Here is a 15,521-nt window from a genome sequence, read left to right on the forward strand (position 1 = left end):
TAATAAAGGTATAATTTTACCATGTAATCTATAGTAACACTCTAATACATATTGCGGGAAGGATTGAACTTCATGTCGGTGAATTTTCAGTGAAATGGAGGAATTTTCCTGAGAAGAGAGGCCGAAGGATGAAGTTTGTCTTCTTTTCCGGCCGGTTTTTCATCATGTGTTGAACATCAGGGAGAAAGGACGGTGAACCGGTTACGGAAGGCAATGGAGAGGGAGGGAAATGGCATCGTGGCTTTGGAAGAACCGGAGCATGATCCCGGCATCACCTGTTTTCCGTAACGATCAGTATGCGAAACAGCATCTATCGATGGATCATGGCTTTTTTGATCGCAGTGGTTGGAGTCGGCATTTCATTTGGACAAGGCATTGTTTATGCAGAAGCGGGAGGGATCTCCGTTCCCCATGTGAGTGACCATTTTGATAAGCCGAAGGAAGGTCCGAAGCCGGCCCCGCAACAGTCGATAAACAAGTCGGAGGTAAAAGCGCAGAAACCGCCGTCTTCAAAGCCTGGAGTGTGGGAGCTGTACGGCAAGACCGCGGATTCGGATACGTATAAAACCACAAAATTGATTCTAAACGATATAATGGTGTCAAAGTACGCAACAATAGAAGATATTATTGAGAATGATTTCAGAGATGGAAATGTTTTAACTCTGGGAGGAAAAGTTTCAGTTTCCTCCAAATTTTACCTCATTGGGTCAGCGATTGTCCGGGATTCTTTAGGAATCAGGCTTGATAACGGTTGGATGGATGCCTGGGATGGTCTTGATCATCTTGTACAGATGGGTCAAGCAATTAAGTGGAGCAATCTCGGTCATGCGGCTCGTACTTTGACTAATGCAGGAATCGGTGGTTACGGTGGTAACCTCAAAAATGCAATAGGCGTAGTATCAAATGTAAGTTGGCCAAGCTCTGCCCTTGCAAAAGTAGGGGGAGTCATAGGGATCGGCTTTTCCGCGATTGAATCGGGAAGCGGATTTGCCAAAGCTTTTACGGCCCAAGCAGGCAGTCAAGATCAGTCCGATGGTTTTTGGAACGGTATTGGCGGCCTGGGGAATATGGCGATGGCGGCAGCACCATTTGCTGCGGCTTGTCCGCCTCTGGCAGTAGGAATGGCCGTGGGTGGCGGAATTGTTTGGGCAGGGGCTACCATTTTTAAACATACGGATGTTGGCAAAAAGATAGCCAAATCTGCGGTAGGTGCAGTCAAGAGTGTTGCCAAGAAGTTATGGCCTTTTTAAACGGGTAACAATCGGGTTTTTCACCCGATTGTTACTGAATATTTTCTGAAGGTGAGGGATGGCAATGGCAACTCCAAAACATATTTTGTCTATTATTGAACAGCATAAACAGCCAGGAGAATATTATAATATTGGACCAGAGCTTATTCTGGTGCAAAATCAACGCTACTACGGTGCATCTTATCATCGTGGAAGGGATGTTGTTGGATATTTAATAGTGCATGAAAATGGGGAACTTCCTCCAAAAAATGAAGTTGAAGAGCAACTTTTGATAGCAATAGGGATTACCCATATAGCCCAGGTCTATCGAACTTTTTTTCTCAGAGCGTCTAAAAGGAAATTAACCTTGACCAAAATGGCACGAAATCTCCTGTTGAAATTGAAGAGGTCGACTGAAAACATCAAAGAGACCGATTATCAGGTTTCTCTTGATCGTTTTCTGGATATGACGCAGACAATGCTAAAAGAGCAGGAGCTGGCCAGAAACGTTACAGGAGAAATGACCAAGTTTATCGAGAAAGGAATACAGAGTGGAGTAATGACAATGGCTTCCTACGAAGAGATGCAGGAATACCAATTTAAGATCGGCAAGGCCTTTTTTAATCAAAACTATATTCAGATGAAGACTTATGAGGACCGGAAAAAAGTGGTTGCTTATCTCTATCAATACCGTAAATGGATTAGCGCACTCTTGTTGTCGTTCTATAATCAACAGCTTTTGACCGACCGGGTGAACGAAAGAGATCGTCAAGATTTCGATAGGGCTAAGAGAAGGTTTTTGGAAGGAAAGAAGTTGCAAGAAGATGAAGAAGAATTCCAAAAAGCATTGTCCGCATTGAGAAATCCAGATTAAAACCATCAACTCTACAAAGAAATGTTTAATAAATGGGTGATCGGATTCATGAGATACTTCTTGGATGGATTTTCCTTTTATAAAAGAAATTTTGTGGCGATATTGGTGCTGGCGTTGACGACGACACTGCCGCTATTGTTGTTGTCCGACTTTTTGTCCACCTTTATGACTGCTTATAACCTTGCACTGGGAGTTCCGTTTCTCATGAGAATTCCGCAGTATATCATCTCCCTTACTTTTATGTTTGTTATCGAGATTCCCTTTATTTACATGGCCAATGAGTGGATGAACCAGGAGCGGCCCACTTATGGGGAAGTTTACTCCACCTTTTTTGAAAATCTTTTTCCCGTTTATGTGATCGGGGCGATTACGGCATTTTTGGTTGCTTTTGGGTCGATGTTGTTTATTATTCCGGGAATTGTTTTAATGGTCTGGTTCATGAATTTTCCTTATGTCGCTGTGATCGAAAAACACCGCTGGTTCACCGCTTGGAAAAGAACGTTCTCCATCGGCAAAGCGAAGTTTTTTCCGATTCTGGGGATCTCAGTTCTGCTGATGATCGTGACACTGATTGTTAATCTGCTGTTTCAGTTCATCGTCGTGGAATTGACCGGAACATTGCTCGTTTACGGTGTGGCGCAAATCTTGTTTAACATGCTGTTCGTCCCCTATGTGACCGGTGTAACAACCTTTTATTTCCGCGATTGGGCGGGGATTACGAACAAATGGGAATGGTAAAGAAAGCATAAAGTCAACAAAACGGGAGGGAGATTATCCTCCCGTTAGCCGTTAAATAGCAGAGAGAAGGAGCTGATCAGCAATAGCAGGGTAATGAGGCCGAGCAATAATAAAAGGGCGAATCCAAGACTGAAGCCAAAGAGAGTGATCCCATAGCGGTAATAGAAGCATTTCTCCCCAGTTCGGCGGTTATAGTAAATTTTCTTTTTATCGCCGGGCACGGGGGGAGTTAAGTCAGATACACCGATGTAAAACTGCCTTTTATTAAAAAAAGTGTAACGATCTTTTGGATCGGATGTATCCCAAATCGACTCATTTCCCTCCGGATCAACGAAACAAAGAACCGGTGATTCAATCTCCCATACGGGGGTTTTGAACCTGCCGACATAGACCGGTTGATCCAATTTCACCCTTTTTACCTCAACCACTGTCGCTTCCAAGATCACGGCATCTTTTAAAAATGTTTTCAGCTCTTTTCTTTTGGCCCAGAAATCCTGGAAGGCGGAATAAAAAGCAAAAAAAATAGCAATCGCAATAACGAGAAATAAGAGGGATAAAGCGATGGTTTCGATGATCTCCATGTCCAATCATCCTGTCCTAAGCGAGACTCATATTGTAGAAATGGCGATGGGTATGATGATGATCACAGTAGCAAAAATGAAGATGCCAATAAATATACAGATAACAAGAATGCTCATTTTCCAAAATGCAAAATCTGCCGCCCAGGAATTGACGAAGTTTATCAATTTTTTCATCACATTTGATGTGAAAAACAGATACAGGACAAAAATGACAATAAAGGCGTAGGACAGGCCCCAAGGCAGCATGAAATTAACAAACTCCGTATCAGCTTTCAAACGCATTAATAGTGCGATTAACATGACAAGAGAAATAGAGAACGCATACAAGAATGCTCTAAGCAACCTTTTTGACATTTGTCTCCCCCTGACTGATTTGTCTTCGCAGAAAAGTATTGGTTCGGGCTGGAAACTCAATGGCAAGCGTAACAAGGTCATGGCCATTTGTCAATGTATAATTGTAAAATTTATAAAATATGTAATTGTTTATTGTTTGATAACGGGGTTTCGCCGCCGGAGGGACAGGTCCTTGCGGGAAACCCTCTTTCTTTGTTTTACGCGGTGCCTGTCTCCGCACCGGACGCTTTTTCATCAGCGAGTGCCTGCCTCTTTCCTTTTTCCAGATCGACCACCAGCAGCAGGATGATACCGATGATGAAAAAGAGGGCGAGCGAGGCAATGCCGTTTCGGCTGGAACCGGTGAGTTGACCGACAAGACCGAAGACGGCGGGGCCGAAGATGGCGGAGAATTTCCCACACAAGCCGTAAAAGCCGAAGAACTCGGCATTCTTATGAACAGGGACGAGCAGGCTGAACAGGGAGCGGGAAAGGGCCTGGCTGCCTCCTTGAACGAAGCCGACGAAAACGGCCAGCAAATAGAAATGAACCGCGTTCTTCATAAAGTATCCCAAAATGACGATGAGCAGGTAGCAGATCAGGGTGACAATCAGAGCCGGTTTGCCGCCGATGCGCCTGGCGATGTTTCCGAACAGGAAGGTGCAGGGAATCCCGACGAATTGGGTGATGAGGAGTGCAGCGATGAGGTCGGTTTGACCGATCCCGATTTCCGTGCCATAGATGGTTGCCATCTTGATGATCGTGTTGATGCCGTCGTTAAAAAACCAGAAGGCGATGAGGAATTTGAGCAGTTCGGGGTATTTTCGCACCTGGGTGAGGCTGGTCCATACCCGCCGGACTCCGGTTTTGGCAAGAATGAGCATCGGGGGAACGGGTTTCTTAGGTGCGCGTTCCCTGACATGACGGAACAAGGGAAGAGAGAAGACCCACCACCAGATGCCGACACTGAGGAAGGAAAGTTGCGTGGCGGCCAGCTTTGTCAGGAAAAAGCGGTCGTGGAATTGGATGAGTGCGAGGTTGAGGGCCAGCAACAAGCCTCCGCCGATGTAACCGTAGGCATAGCCGGTGGTGGAAACCTGATCCCGACTGGCTTCGGGAGCAACATCCGTGAGAAAGGCATCGTAAAAAGTGGTTGCGCCGGCAAAGGCGAGAGAGCCGATGAGGACGAGTATCGAAGCCCACAGCCATTCTCCTTCCCCGATCGTGGCCATCAGAATTGAAGAGACAGCGCCCAGGGCAGTGAAAAAACGCAAAAAACCTTTCTTTCCTTTACCGGCATCAGCGATGGCGCCGAGCACCGGGGAAAGGAGGACGATGAGAAAGAGTGAGACGGATTGGGTATATCCCCAGTATGCCGTTGCCGTGGTCGGGCCCAGGTTCTTGCCGGCCACGCCCGAGTAAAAAATGGGCATGACGGTGGCCAGAATGGTGGTGGAAAAAGCAGAGTTGGCCCAGTCATACATCGCCCAGGAGCGAATGATTTTTTTGTCCATAGGGGTCCTCCATATCTGAATTGTCTAAATTGATTGCCCCATTTATAAGTGTATCATACGGATTTTCCGGTTTGCATGCGATTTGGCGATTTTGGTGGTTGACTACTCTCTCTGCCATGATCGTGATAGAATGAAGCGTAGTAGGTGTGAAAAAGGGGAAGGGGAAATGAAGCCAAAGACACAAGGAGAGTGGATTAAAGGTACATACCGTGTGGTAAAGGCGTTTCCGTTTGTCATCGGAACCCTTTATTTCACAGAGCTTCGCCTTGACAGCGGTGATGTTGCAACCCGCTTCATTCATGCATTGGACATAGAACCGGTCCGGGACCGCATTCGTGTTGAGTCGGTTTTCCATCGTGATGAAATTGTATTTTTCCCGGTTCGGGACGCATTTGTGGAAGAGGATGTGTTGTACCAGGTATTTCACCGGATGGAAGGCACGCTGCTCGCACATCACTTGAGCAGATGTTCTCCACTTCCGTTTTCTGAAGGGCTGCGGTTGATTCGGAGGATCGTGAATCATCTGCGCCGGCTGTATGATCAAAGGCAATTTACACTGGTCCATCCCCAAAACATGGTGTTAACCACTGACAGATCCCTTCGTTTTTTATACGGGGGAAGACTCGGTTTTTTGCCCAAAGGGGTGGGAATGGACTTCTCCCTTTACTCACCTGACCAAGAAAGGGATATGCTGTACGATTCGTATACATTGGGAGTGCTTATCTATCAGATTTTGACAGGAAACAATCCGATGGGGCAAGGATTGACGATTACACCCCTTTCAACGGTTCGCCGCGATTGTCCGCCTGAATTAAACGAATTGGTGATGCGTTCCTTTTCGTTTGACATGGGAAAGCGCCCCCGGATCGAGGAGTATGCCCGTCTGCTGAATTGGCTGGCTTGATCTCCATCTCGTATGCTGGTTGCCGGCATCGTTTAATCAATGCCGGCATTTTTCTGCGATCCGGCAAAGAATGATCTGATAAAATGGAATTATAAGATAAATGCATGGGATAGGAGAGTGGCCGGAATGGAAATGGCAAAACTGGCAGAAACGATTGAGAAATACGTGCGTCCGGATACATTTCCCCTGGGGATCACGGTCGTAAAAGAAAAGCTGCCGGAAGGAAAATGGAAACGACCCTTTCGCGACTTCGGAGTGACCTTGACCATTTGCCAGGCGATCACGATGTCCCGACGGTATGGTTGGAGCCTCGCCATGGGGGATGAAGACCTTTCGTGTCCCATCGCCAAAGTCGCCTTCGGTTTTAAGGAGAGTTTGCCCTATTATGAAGAAGGAACGCTCGCCTGCGGAATGTATACGGAAACGATGGAAGCGGGAAGAAACGCCGAGGCTGCCGTCCCGAAGTTTTCCGAAGCGGAGCGGGGCACGGTTGTGGTCGGTCCGCTTGCCCGAATCGGCCATGAACCGGATTTGGTGCTTGTCTATGGCAATTCGGCGCAAGTGATGCGTCTGGTTGCTGCAGCGCTGTATAAACGGGGAGGCTCGTTAACATCTCATTTCAGCGCGCGGGCCGATTGTGCCGATATCGTTGTCCGCACCAAACAGACAGGGGAACCGCAAGTGATTCTTCCGTGTTACGGGGACCGGGTGTTTGGGCAAACGCACGATCATGAGATAGCATTTTCGTTTCCGTATGCTTGGGCGCAGGAAATCGCCGAGGGGCTTGCCGGTACCCACAAGGGTGGCGTCCGCTATCCCATTCCCACTTTTTTGCGCTATGAAGCCGCGTTTCCGGCCACCTATGAGAGGATGAATCAGATGTGGAAAGAGATGGAGAATGAAACCACCTGAAAATCAAGCAGGCGGGATGCGGTGCTTTTTCGGATCAGGGCATTGCATCCCGCTTTTTTTGCAAACCGGGCCGGCGCTGATTCAGCACGGCTTTTTTCTGAGGAATCTTTCATATTTTCCGGAGGGAACTCTCCCTTCCGGGCTCAAGTTGATCCCCGGGTTGTGCCGAAAAGACAGAGTTATGTTTTCCATGAAAGAAAGAGCGTTGGAATTCGAACGGGAGTCCATGTGTAAAAAAACAAAAAATTTTTACCACAACAGGTGGCAAGCTGTGTTAATGTAATAGTGAGAAAAATGGGAATGGGAGGTAAAGGAGGAAGGGGCCGGATGAAACCAAATCTGGGGTTTGCAACCAAAGAGGAGGAGAAACCGAGCTTGCTCGGAATGCTTGTCAATCCCGGGAAACAATATGCCCTGATTCGCCAAACGCCGCTGGTATGGGCTCCGCTGACGCTGATGATGGTGATTTTTGCCGTTTTGGTGGGATTTAAAGCGGATTTTTATTTGAATCACCCTTACTTGTCCGATGAGTGGATTCGCTTGACCATGAGTGCCCCCGTGCTTGATGCCCAATCATTGAAGCCGCTTTTCATCGCAGCCAGCGTGGCAGCAGCTTGGCTCGCCTATCTCTCGGCCCTGCTTCTCTCCACCGGGATTGCCTGGCTGACGATCAGGTTGTTCAGCCGGATTGTCCAGTTTCGTTCCCTTTTTTCTTTCCACCTTCACCTCTCTGTTCTCTACGCCTTGTCACTCGCGTTGAATGTGCTCGGCGTGGCGGGTTTTGGACTGGACCCGAGAATACCGGTCACCAGCCTGGCTGGCATCATACCTGCTTCAGGGGTGTTGAAAGGCTTGCTGTCCGCCATCGAAGTGTTTACCATCTGGGCTTTGGTTTTATATGCGGGCGGAATTCGTGAGATTGCCGGCTTGTCCAAGAGACAGGCGTGGTTGATTTCGCTCCTGTTTTTTCTCGCTGACCTGCTCTTGAACGTCATTTTGGCCGCCTCATGAACAACAGAAAGATCAAATGTGGAGGAATGAGTTTGGATGAGAGTAAGGATCGATCGAAAAAAAGGATGGATTGGCCTGGGGACGGTTTTGCTTCTGGCCGTTTTAGTCACTGTGGCGGTGATGAATCAGGCGCAAGCGGATGTTCCCCTTTCCGTTGTCAACTTGAAGCCGCTTACCCTTACGCAAACCTTTACCACCTCCGGAACCATGATGTCAGAGCGTGAGCAGACGGTTTATCAGCAGCCGGAGCGCGGAGATGTGAAGAAAATCCTGGTCGAGCCGGGGGAGAAAGTGAAAAGGGGTGACCGGCTCGTCGAATATGAAAACGGAGCGCAGCGCTATGTGACGAGCAAATTGAATGGAACGGTGGTGCGGGCGGTTGATAATATTGTGTCAGGCGGAGCAGGAACCGAACCGCTTGTCGTGGTGGCGGATCTCGATCATTTAAAAGTGGAAGCCGCCATCTCCGATTACGATATTTTAAAAGTAAAACCGGGACAAAAAGTAACGCTCACTTCCGATGCCATACCAGGGAAAAAATGGTCTGGCCGGGTGGAAAGAGTGGGGTTGATGCCGCAGGAAAAATCAGGCGTGGATAATGCCGATTCCCAGGTGAATTACCCGGTCGATATCAAGTTGACGGAGCCGGTTCCCTTTAATCTTGGCACCAAGCTGATTGTGGAGATCATGACGAGCAGCCAAAAAGTAATGGGAATCCCGTCATCTGCTGTCGTGGACAAAGGGGATCGCAAAATCGTCTATGTCGTGAAAGATGGCAAAGCGGTGGAAAAAGAGGTTCACGTCGGGAAAACGAGCGAGCAGACAACCGAGATTCTGTCCGGAATTACGCCGAAGGATCAGGTGATTGCCCAACCGCCGAAAGAGCTGAGTTCCGGAATGGAAGTGAAGCTGAAATGATTGAGCTCAAGGGGATACATAAATCTTACCGGATCGGCAGCCAGGTGATCCCGGTGCTGCGGGATATCGATTTGTCGGTTAAACAAGGCGAGTTTCTCGCAATCATGGGGCCTTCGGGTTCGGGGAAATCAACGCTGATGAATATTATTGGCTGTTTGGACCGGCCTACCGGGGGAAGTTATACTCTTAACGGCAAAAATGTGTTGGCCGAAGATGATAAAGGACTGGCGGCCATTCGCAACCGCACCATCGGGTTTGTGTTTCAACAGTTCCAGTTGTTGCCGCGCATGTCCGCCCGGCGAAATGTCGAATTGCCCCTCATTTATGCCGGCGTTTCCAGAGAGGAGAGGATGAAAAGAGCGGTGGCGGCCCTGAGAAAGGTAGGACTGGAAGAACGCAAAGATCACCGGCCGTCGGAACTTTCGGGAGGGCAGCAACAACGGGTGGCGATTGCGCGGGCGTTGGTTAACGAACCTTTAATCCTTTTGGCCGATGAGCCGACCGGGGCGCTGGACACGAAGTCAGGTCAGGTCATTTTGGATTTGTTTGCGGAATTGCATAAGGAAGGGCGAACCATCGTGATGATCACCCATGATACGGAGGTTGCCGGAAGGGCGGAACGGATCGTCTATATTCGCGACGGACAACTGTTAAAAGAACGGATGAGCCCTGTGAGAGGAGCGGCAACATGAAACTGGCGGAACATTTCAGAATGGCCCTTGACTCGATTCTGGCCCATAAATTGCGCTCTGTCCTGACCATGCTGGGGATTATCATCGGAGTGGCCTCGGTGATGATTATCGTCTCCATCGGACAAGGCGGAACCGATCAATTGACCGAGCAGTTCGCCGGTTCAAAAAATACGATTAACCTCGTTCCCAAACGGGATCAAAGCTATCTTGATCTTCCCGGTGATGAACAGATATTCACCCAGGGAGACATTGAGGAACTGAAGCGGATTCCCGAGGTGCGTCAGGTGCTGTCCTACAGCTATGATACGGCGACGATCCGGTATCGCGGTCATAAAGTGGACGGAGCGATCGTCTTCGGGATTAACAGCAATTCCCATTTAATCTCCAACGGGGCAAAAGTGGACAAGGGGCGTTTGTTTTATGAGAGCGATTTTAACAGTTCAAGCGGCGGCGTGATCTTGTCCGATGTCGTGGCCAGAAAGCTTTTTCCCAGCCAGTCTGCGCTTGGGCAAATTGTCCGCATCAAAGGGCAACCGTTAAAAGTGATCGGAGTGCTGGATAAAGCAGAAGGAATTCAGGGATTGCTCCAGACCCCGGAGGTTTATCTGCCTGCACAAACCTGGCGCGTCGTATTTGGAAAATTGAAAATTGACCAAGTGACTTTGCAGGTAAGTCAAGCGGATCAGATGGAGAGAGCGGGGAAAGAAGCAGTAAACATTCTCAACCGCAACCATAATAAGACGGATGGATATGAGGTTCAAAATCTGGAACAGCTGACGCAGGGGATCACCCAGATTGCGAGAATCATGACGATCGTCATCGGCAGCATTGGAGGAATCTCCCTGCTGGTCGGCGGAATCGGGGTTATGAACATCATGCTTGTTTCCGTAACGGAACGAACGAGGGAGATCGGCATTCGCAAAGCGTTGGGGGCGAGCAGGAACAATATCCTGATGCAGTTTCTGGTCGAATCGATTACCTTGTCCCTCATCGGCGGGGCCATCGGCATCTTGCTCGGTGCCGCTGTTGCGGGAGGAATGGAGGCGATCGGGCTGTGGCCGGCTTCTGTCTCGTTGCCCGTTGCCATCGGCGGCCTTTTGTTCTCGATGGTATTCGGCATCGTCTTCGGTATTCTTCCGGCAAACAAAGCGGCCCGTCTTCATCCGATCGAATGTTTGCGGTATGAGTAAAACCGATTGAGATGACCGCGCCGGTAAGCCGGCCGGCGACCGGTTGTGAAATATGAAGGAATAACGCCGGGCCGATTGCCGTTACGGCCCGGTAAAACAAATGCGGCATATTTTTTATTTTTGATTTGTTTCGTCATAGAATAGGGGTAACACGGGAAATAAGTTATTGAAAACGGGGGAGTGGTGTTTCTTTGGCAGGGTTGACTGCGAATGGAGAAAGCGCGACATAAACAACAAGGAGGCCCTTGCAGTGGATCAGGAGAATCCAAAAAAGAAGAACCGATTTGTTTCCTGGCTGGGTTGGATCGGTGTGGTTCTGATGAGTTTGCTCGGAAAGCTGAAAGCGCTGTTGCCGCTCTTGAAATTCGGGAAGTTTGGCGGTACGTTGATTTCCATGTTGGTCTCCATCGGCGGATACGCCCTCTTTTTTCCGATTCGCATCGCCGTCGGGTTGGTTCTGATGATTTTTATCCATGAGATGGGACATGTACTTGCTGCCAAGCAGCGGGGGTTGCCTGTTTCCGCCCCGGCGTTTATTCCTTTTTTGGGTGCTTTGATCACGATGAAGAAACAGCCGAGCGATGCGGAAACGGAAGCGTTTATTGCCCTGGGCGGGCCGTTGTTGGGAACAGTGGGAGCATTTGCCTGCTACTGTCTGGGGATTTGGTGGCATAATCCAATCTTGCTTGCCATCGCTTACATCGGATTTTTTATTAATTTATTTAATCTGCTTCCCATTCACCCTTTGGATGGCGGGCGGATTGTCATCGCCGTGACGAGATGGCTGTGGGTGGCGGGACTGGTTTTCGGGCTGGTGCTGATTATCTATCTTAAAAGCTTGTTGCTGGTCTTCATCTATATCCTCTTTGTCCTGGAGTTGTGGTCCCACCTGCGTGGAGGGAAACGCCGGAGAAAGGAAAAGGATGTTTACATGCAGGCAAATGTGGAACGTTCCCGTTTTGAGCAATCGGGCATTTGGATTCCGGGTGAAGCGCATCGCCGTTCTCTTCCCTATCGCCAGTACTGTACGGTTGAGACACAGGAACATTTCGCCGAAGTGGAGTTTCCCGGGATTGGGACGATTTTGCGGTTTATATGCCCGGGTGAGGTGACCGGGGCTGAACTGGTCAGCACATCCTCCCCGTCCCCGCATCATCCTGATGTCCGTATGGTGATCCGGGTAAAAATGATCCAGGACCCGGTCGGCGGGTTGCAAAGTGATGATGAGTACTATCGTGTTCCGGCAAAAATACGCTGGCTGTATGGCATCGCCTATTTCGGGCTGGCACTCTTTCTCGTCTTTATGATGATTCAGTTGAGCCGGTCCGGCTTGCTGGTACCCGGTCAGGTCAGTTGAAGCAAAAGGGAAGGAGGTTATATTTCATTTCGTGATTGAAGTGCTTTTTTGATTTCATCCCATGCAGGCATCCCGCCTTGTGCACCGAGCTTGGTGACCGACAGGCTGGCGGCGGCACAGGCGTGCCGAATCGCTTCTTCCAATGACAATCCTTTGGCCAAGGCGACGGCTAATACGCCGTTGAAAGTGTCTCCGGCTCCGGTCGTATCGGTTACCTTGACGGACAGAGCGGGGATGCGGCTGATTTTTTCCCCATCAAAGTAACGCACTCCTTTCTCCCCTTCAGTTAGGATCAATTTATTGGGATATTTGCGCAGAATCGCTTCCACCTCTGCCTGTTCCCCGAACAAGGTGCGGCATTCGTGTTCATTCGGTGTGAGAAAAGTCACCTGTTCAATCAACGATGGCGGCAAAGCGTTTGCCGGAGCCGGGTTTAAAATGACCGGGATGTTATGCTGTTTACACAAATTCGCTGCATAACAGACTGTTTCCAAGGGGATTTCCAATTGCATGAGTACGATGGAGGCGGATAACAGGAGCTCGCTTGCTTCCTCGACCTGCTCCGGGGTCACTTCTTTGTTGGCTCCCTGGACAATGACGATGCTGTTGTCTCCCTCGGCAAGCACGATGTGGGCAGTTCCGGTGCTCATGCCGGGGAGCTGTTTCAGATGGGTGATCGATACCCCTTCCTTGCGGAAATTTTCGCGCACCATGCGGCCAAACTGGTCGTTTCCCACCGCTCCGACCATTTCCACCTCTGCTCCGGCCCGTCTGGCGGCAACCGCCTGGTTGGCTCCTTTTCCTCCGGGCACAATATGAAGTTCCTCGCCGATGACGGTTTCTCCGGCAAGAGGACGCTTTGGTGAAGTGACGACCAGATCCATGCTCATGCTTCCGATAACCACGATTTTGCCTTGATTCATACGGGTTCCATCCTTATCTTTTGGGTGTTGTGGGGAAAACGGTCATGAATCAACTGCGATGCCATGGGCAGGCGGTGAATGAACGGGAGGAGTCTTTGCTTCAAAAAGACTCCTCCCGATTGAAGTGGAATTAGCTCAGATGTTATGGCAATTGCCCATCTTCAGGTTATTTTACCAAACGATTGATTGCGGAAAAAGGGGCTAAGAACGACCCACGTTGACTTTTCCCATGATCATCTGGTGAATGTTGGGCGTGGTTACATGGACAATCACCTGGTAGGTTCCTGTTTGCGGAAAAGTGTGTTTGGTGCTGTATACGCCAGCTTTTGTCTGTGTGGTGGGAAGCACTTGATGTTTTTCTCCTTCTTTCCACACTTCCAGCTCCACTTTCGCATTTTTTACCGGAGCGGTATTTGACTGGACACTGGCGCTGAGCTGCGTTGCCTGATTGGCCTGTGGATGGTTGGGATCGGACTGGAAGGAGATTTTAAGTTGAATCGGAGTCGGCGTATTCGCTTCATGATGCGGTTTGCTGCCTGCCTGATTGCATGCGGTTACGGAAATCAGCAGCATGATGATTCCCGCCAGTCCGATCACACGGCGTTTCATCCCCATTTTGGCATACGGCCTCCTTTTTCATCAGCAAAACGTGCATGGTTGCCGGAAGGATACAAATTCATCTTAACAAAGCTCCTTGCTTATACTATCCCTCTTTGGGGCTATTTTATCTGTGAGAGTTGGTTGCAGGCCGGTCAGGGGCCTGACTTCCTCGCGCGTTTGTTCAGAGTCTCATCCCATTGTTGCGCCAAAAAGACCGAAATGTTTTATTCACCGGGCCGGGAGCGCAAAAAGCCTCTTTTCAGTGCATATCTCGTCAGTTGCACCCTGTTTTGCAGATGCAGTTTTTGCATGATGTTTTTCAGGTGATTTTTTACCGTATATTCGGAGATGGAACAAGTTGCGGCAATGTCCCGATTGGTGAGTCCTTGTGCGACCAGGGTGAGAATCTCCTGCTCCCGCGGCGTCAGGGCGTGGCCGGGCTCCTCGGAAGGGGAGAACGGTGTTGTAAACTCCTGGAGGATTCGTCTGGCGACCTCTTTTGGCATCGGGGTCTCATCCGCTGCAATGGAACGCAAGTAGGTGAGCCAGAGCGACGGATTTAAATTTTTCAGCAGATATCCCTGTGCCCCTTGTTTCAGTGCTGCAAACAGGTCGGACGCGTCATCGGAAACGGTGACCATCACAATTTTGATGTAGGGAAATTTCTCTTTGATCACACGTGTCGCTTCCAAACCGCTCGGACCGGGCATGTTAATATCCATTAATATCATATCCGGCATCAATTCTTCCGCCAGACGGATCACCTCTTGCCCTGTTTTGGCTTCCCCGACGATTTGAAAACGGGAATCTTCCTCAAGAATGATGCGCATCGCTTCGCGGGCGTGATCATGGTCATCTCCTATCAGGATACGGCAACGGGATTCCAATTTCCCCGCCCTCCTTTTGAATGATCAGTTTCGTTTTTTCCTGCTCTCGGGTAAAGGAGAGTACTGCCCCGATTTGCCGGGCCCGCTCCTGCATGATCTTCAGGCCGAAGCTGGTCGGGGAGGCGAAGGGATCGCCACAAAATCCCTTTCCGTCATCTTCAATCACCAGCTTCCAGCCGCCCGGGCAGGAGGAGAGACGGCAATCAACCTGACGGGCTCCCGAATGTTTGCGGATATTGGTAAATGCCTCCCGGATGCAGGCGAACAACTCGATCTTCTCTTTGGGGGACAACCTGCTCTCCTCAAGATCGATTTTCTTACGGACGGCAATACCGGTATCCGTTTCAAACAGGTGAAACCACGTTTCCAACTGCTTTTGCCAGATTTGTGACGGGAGGGATGAGGCCGTTTTGACATTGAAGATCGCCTGACGCACATCATCGTGGATCTGGCGCAGGTGTTGATCGACGCTGACCAGATCGGCATCCGGGTACTTTTCCCGCAACCGGTTCAGTTTGACCGAGCAGAGAAACAGGGTTTGGGCGATTCCGTCATGAAGCTCGCGGGCGATCCGTTCCCGCTCTTTGAAGACCGCTTTTTCCTCCCGTTCCTTTTTCAGTTCTTCCTGCATGTTTTCATAGATGGCAAACAGGCGGTAAAGCAGGGTGATGGTCACGGCAAAAACCAGCACCGGTGTCAGATAATTTCCGAATTGCATGGAGATGACGGGCAGCAGAAACTGATGGCGGACGTATTCCCACACTCCTGTTACCAGTGTGGGGATGATGAGGATCAGCCATTTGATTTGTTTATAGGACAAAATGGGTCGTCCCTCCTTTTTCGCAAAGAAACCCCAAA

17 protein-coding genes are annotated in these 15,521 nt (G+C 49.6%); 10 read left to right on the forward strand and 7 right to left on the reverse strand.

Annotated elements, in window-relative coordinates; translation table 11 throughout:
- The first annotated feature begins 323 nt into the window (after nucleotides 1-323).
- From I8U18_RS11155 to I8U18_RS11165, 3 genes are all read left to right on the forward strand, one after another.
- Complete coding sequence (locus I8U18_RS11155; RefSeq protein WP_198064769.1) at nucleotides 324-1,250, forward strand: hypothetical protein; 927 nt, start codon at nucleotides 324-326, stop codon at nucleotides 1,248-1,250.
- Between the two features lie 64 nt (nucleotides 1,251-1,314).
- Complete coding sequence (locus tag I8U18_RS11160; RefSeq protein ID WP_033100664.1) at nucleotides 1,315-2,103, forward strand: hypothetical protein; 789 nt, start codon at nucleotides 1,315-1,317, stop codon at nucleotides 2,101-2,103.
- Nucleotides 2,104-2,151: 48 nt separating this feature from the next.
- Entirely contained in the window at nucleotides 2,152-2,841 is a 690-nt protein-coding gene (locus tag I8U18_RS11165) for a hypothetical protein (protein ID WP_033100663.1), read from the forward strand.
- Between the two features lie 44 nt (nucleotides 2,842-2,885).
- Here I8U18_RS11165 and I8U18_RS11170 read toward each other — a convergent pair whose 3' ends face one another.
- The 3 genes from I8U18_RS11170 to I8U18_RS11180 form a co-directional block, all read right to left on the reverse strand.
- The gene (locus tag I8U18_RS11170; protein ID WP_198056001.1) at nucleotides 2,886-3,422 is read right to left on the reverse strand and encodes a hypothetical protein; all 537 of its coding nucleotides are present in this window, start codon (nucleotides 3,420-3,422) and stop codon (nucleotides 2,886-2,888) included.
- A gap of 27 nt (nucleotides 3,423-3,449) precedes the next feature.
- The gene (locus I8U18_RS11175) at nucleotides 3,450-3,776 is read right to left on the reverse strand and encodes a hypothetical protein (protein WP_198064770.1); all 327 of its coding nucleotides are present in this window, start codon (nucleotides 3,774-3,776) and stop codon (nucleotides 3,450-3,452) included.
- A 197-nt stretch (nucleotides 3,777-3,973) separates the two neighbouring features.
- Complete coding sequence (locus I8U18_RS11180; RefSeq protein ID WP_198056003.1) at nucleotides 3,974-5,269, reverse strand: MFS transporter; 1,296 nt, start codon at nucleotides 5,267-5,269, stop codon at nucleotides 3,974-3,976.
- Between the two features lie 166 nt (nucleotides 5,270-5,435).
- Here I8U18_RS11180 and I8U18_RS11185 point away from each other — a divergent pair, with 166 nt between their 5' ends.
- The 7 genes from I8U18_RS11185 to I8U18_RS11215 all read left to right on the forward strand — a co-directional run bounded on the left by I8U18_RS11185 (nucleotide 5,436) and on the right by I8U18_RS11215 (nucleotide 12,253).
- On the forward strand, nucleotides 5,436-6,173 hold the full coding sequence (locus tag I8U18_RS11185; RefSeq protein ID WP_033100658.1) for a protein kinase family protein: 738 nt from the start codon (nucleotides 5,436-5,438) through the stop codon (nucleotides 6,171-6,173).
- A 126-nt stretch (nucleotides 6,174-6,299) separates the two neighbouring features.
- Nucleotides 6,300-7,085 (forward strand): DUF169 domain-containing protein, encoded by a 786-nt coding sequence (locus tag I8U18_RS11190; RefSeq protein WP_198056004.1) that lies wholly within the window; start codon nucleotides 6,300-6,302, stop codon nucleotides 7,083-7,085.
- Nucleotides 7,086-7,412: 327 nt separating this feature from the next.
- Nucleotides 7,413-8,096, forward strand: a complete 684-nt coding sequence (gene yknW, locus I8U18_RS11195; protein WP_033100655.1) for a YknW family membrane protein — start codon at nucleotides 7,413-7,415, stop codon at nucleotides 8,094-8,096.
- A 36-nt stretch (nucleotides 8,097-8,132) separates the two neighbouring features.
- The gene (locus tag I8U18_RS11200) at nucleotides 8,133-9,014 is read left to right on the forward strand and encodes an efflux RND transporter periplasmic adaptor subunit (RefSeq protein ID WP_198056005.1); all 882 of its coding nucleotides are present in this window, start codon (nucleotides 8,133-8,135) and stop codon (nucleotides 9,012-9,014) included.
- Complete coding sequence (locus tag I8U18_RS11205; RefSeq protein WP_198056006.1) at nucleotides 9,011-9,706, forward strand: ABC transporter ATP-binding protein; 696 nt, start codon at nucleotides 9,011-9,013, stop codon at nucleotides 9,704-9,706. Before I8U18_RS11200 ends, I8U18_RS11205 begins: the two co-directional genes overlap by 4 nt.
- On the forward strand, nucleotides 9,703-10,896 hold the full coding sequence (locus tag I8U18_RS11210; protein WP_198064771.1) for an ABC transporter permease: 1,194 nt from the start codon (nucleotides 9,703-9,705) through the stop codon (nucleotides 10,894-10,896). Before I8U18_RS11205 ends, I8U18_RS11210 begins: the two co-directional genes overlap by 4 nt.
- 250 nt (nucleotides 10,897-11,146) lie before the next feature.
- Nucleotides 11,147-12,253: a site-2 protease family protein gene (locus tag I8U18_RS11215; RefSeq protein WP_370589389.1), complete on the forward strand. Its 1,107-nt coding sequence runs from the start codon at nucleotides 11,147-11,149 to the stop codon at nucleotides 12,251-12,253.
- Between the two features lie 17 nt (nucleotides 12,254-12,270).
- On the opposite strand, the gene rbsK is transcribed toward I8U18_RS11215, so the two are convergent.
- From rbsK to I8U18_RS11235, 4 genes are all read right to left on the reverse strand, one after another.
- Nucleotides 12,271-13,176 (reverse strand): ribokinase, encoded by a 906-nt coding sequence (gene rbsK / locus I8U18_RS11220; protein ID WP_033100650.1) that lies wholly within the window; start codon nucleotides 13,174-13,176, stop codon nucleotides 12,271-12,273.
- A 201-nt stretch (nucleotides 13,177-13,377) separates the two neighbouring features.
- Nucleotides 13,378-13,791, reverse strand: a complete 414-nt coding sequence (locus I8U18_RS11225) for a FixH family protein (protein ID WP_033100649.1) — start codon at nucleotides 13,789-13,791, stop codon at nucleotides 13,378-13,380.
- Nucleotides 13,792-14,000: 209 nt separating this feature from the next.
- Nucleotides 14,001-14,606 carry a LuxR C-terminal-related transcriptional regulator gene (locus I8U18_RS11230; protein ID WP_052154123.1) on the reverse strand — a complete coding sequence of 202 codons (606 nt, stop codon included), beginning with the start codon at nucleotides 14,604-14,606 and terminating at the stop codon, nucleotides 14,001-14,003.
- A 22-nt stretch (nucleotides 14,607-14,628) separates the two neighbouring features.
- Nucleotides 14,629-15,483: a sensor histidine kinase gene (locus tag I8U18_RS11235; protein WP_198056008.1), complete on the reverse strand. Its 855-nt coding sequence runs from the start codon at nucleotides 15,481-15,483 to the stop codon at nucleotides 14,629-14,631.
- Between the last annotated feature and the right edge of the window lie 38 nt (nucleotides 15,484-15,521).

This window comes from Thermoactinomyces sp. CICC 10522 (assembly GCF_016055075.1).
GTDB lineage: Bacteria > Bacillota > Bacilli > Thermoactinomycetales > Thermoactinomycetaceae > Thermoactinomyces_A > Thermoactinomyces_A daqus.

Excerpts from the sequence above, each read along its gene's own strand:
- I8U18_RS11160 (WP_033100664.1), top strand. The coding sequence starts at position 1,315 with ATGGCAACTCCAAAACATATTTTGTCTATTATTGAACAGCATAAACAG.
- I8U18_RS11175 (WP_198064770.1), bottom strand. The coding sequence starts at position 3,776 with ATGTCAAAAAGGTTGCTTAGAGCATTCTTGTATGCGTTCTCTATTTCT.
- I8U18_RS11205 (WP_198056006.1), top strand. The coding sequence starts at position 9,011 with ATGATTGAGCTCAAGGGGATACATAAATCTTACCGGATCGGCAGCCAG.
- I8U18_RS11155 (WP_198064769.1), top strand. The coding sequence starts at position 324 with ATGGCTTTTTTGATCGCAGTGGTTGGAGTCGGCATTTCATTTGGACAA.
- I8U18_RS11225 (WP_033100649.1), bottom strand. The coding sequence starts at position 13,791 with ATGGGGATGAAACGCCGTGTGATCGGACTGGCGGGAATCATCATGCTG.
- I8U18_RS11190 (WP_198056004.1), top strand. The coding sequence starts at position 6,300 with ATGGAAATGGCAAAACTGGCAGAAACGATTGAGAAATACGTGCGTCCG.
- I8U18_RS11200 (WP_198056005.1), top strand. The coding sequence starts at position 8,133 with ATGAGAGTAAGGATCGATCGAAAAAAAGGATGGATTGGCCTGGGGACG.
- I8U18_RS11165 (WP_033100663.1), top strand. The coding sequence starts at position 2,152 with ATGAGATACTTCTTGGATGGATTTTCCTTTTATAAAAGAAATTTTGTG.
- I8U18_RS11230 (WP_052154123.1), bottom strand. The coding sequence starts at position 14,606 with ATGCGCATCATTCTTGAGGAAGATTCCCGTTTTCAAATCGTCGGGGAA.
- I8U18_RS11170 (WP_198056001.1), bottom strand. The coding sequence starts at position 3,422 with ATGGAGATCATCGAAACCATCGCTTTATCCCTCTTATTTCTCGTTATT.
- I8U18_RS11210 (WP_198064771.1), top strand. The coding sequence starts at position 9,703 with ATGAAACTGGCGGAACATTTCAGAATGGCCCTTGACTCGATTCTGGCC.
- I8U18_RS11185 (WP_033100658.1), top strand. The coding sequence starts at position 5,436 with ATGAAGCCAAAGACACAAGGAGAGTGGATTAAAGGTACATACCGTGTG.
- yknW (WP_033100655.1), top strand. The coding sequence starts at position 7,413 with ATGAAACCAAATCTGGGGTTTGCAACCAAAGAGGAGGAGAAACCGAGC.
- I8U18_RS11180 (WP_198056003.1), bottom strand. The coding sequence starts at position 5,269 with ATGGACAAAAAAATCATTCGCTCCTGGGCGATGTATGACTGGGCCAAC.
- rbsK (WP_033100650.1), bottom strand. The coding sequence starts at position 13,176 with ATGAATCAAGGCAAAATCGTGGTTATCGGAAGCATGAGCATGGATCTG.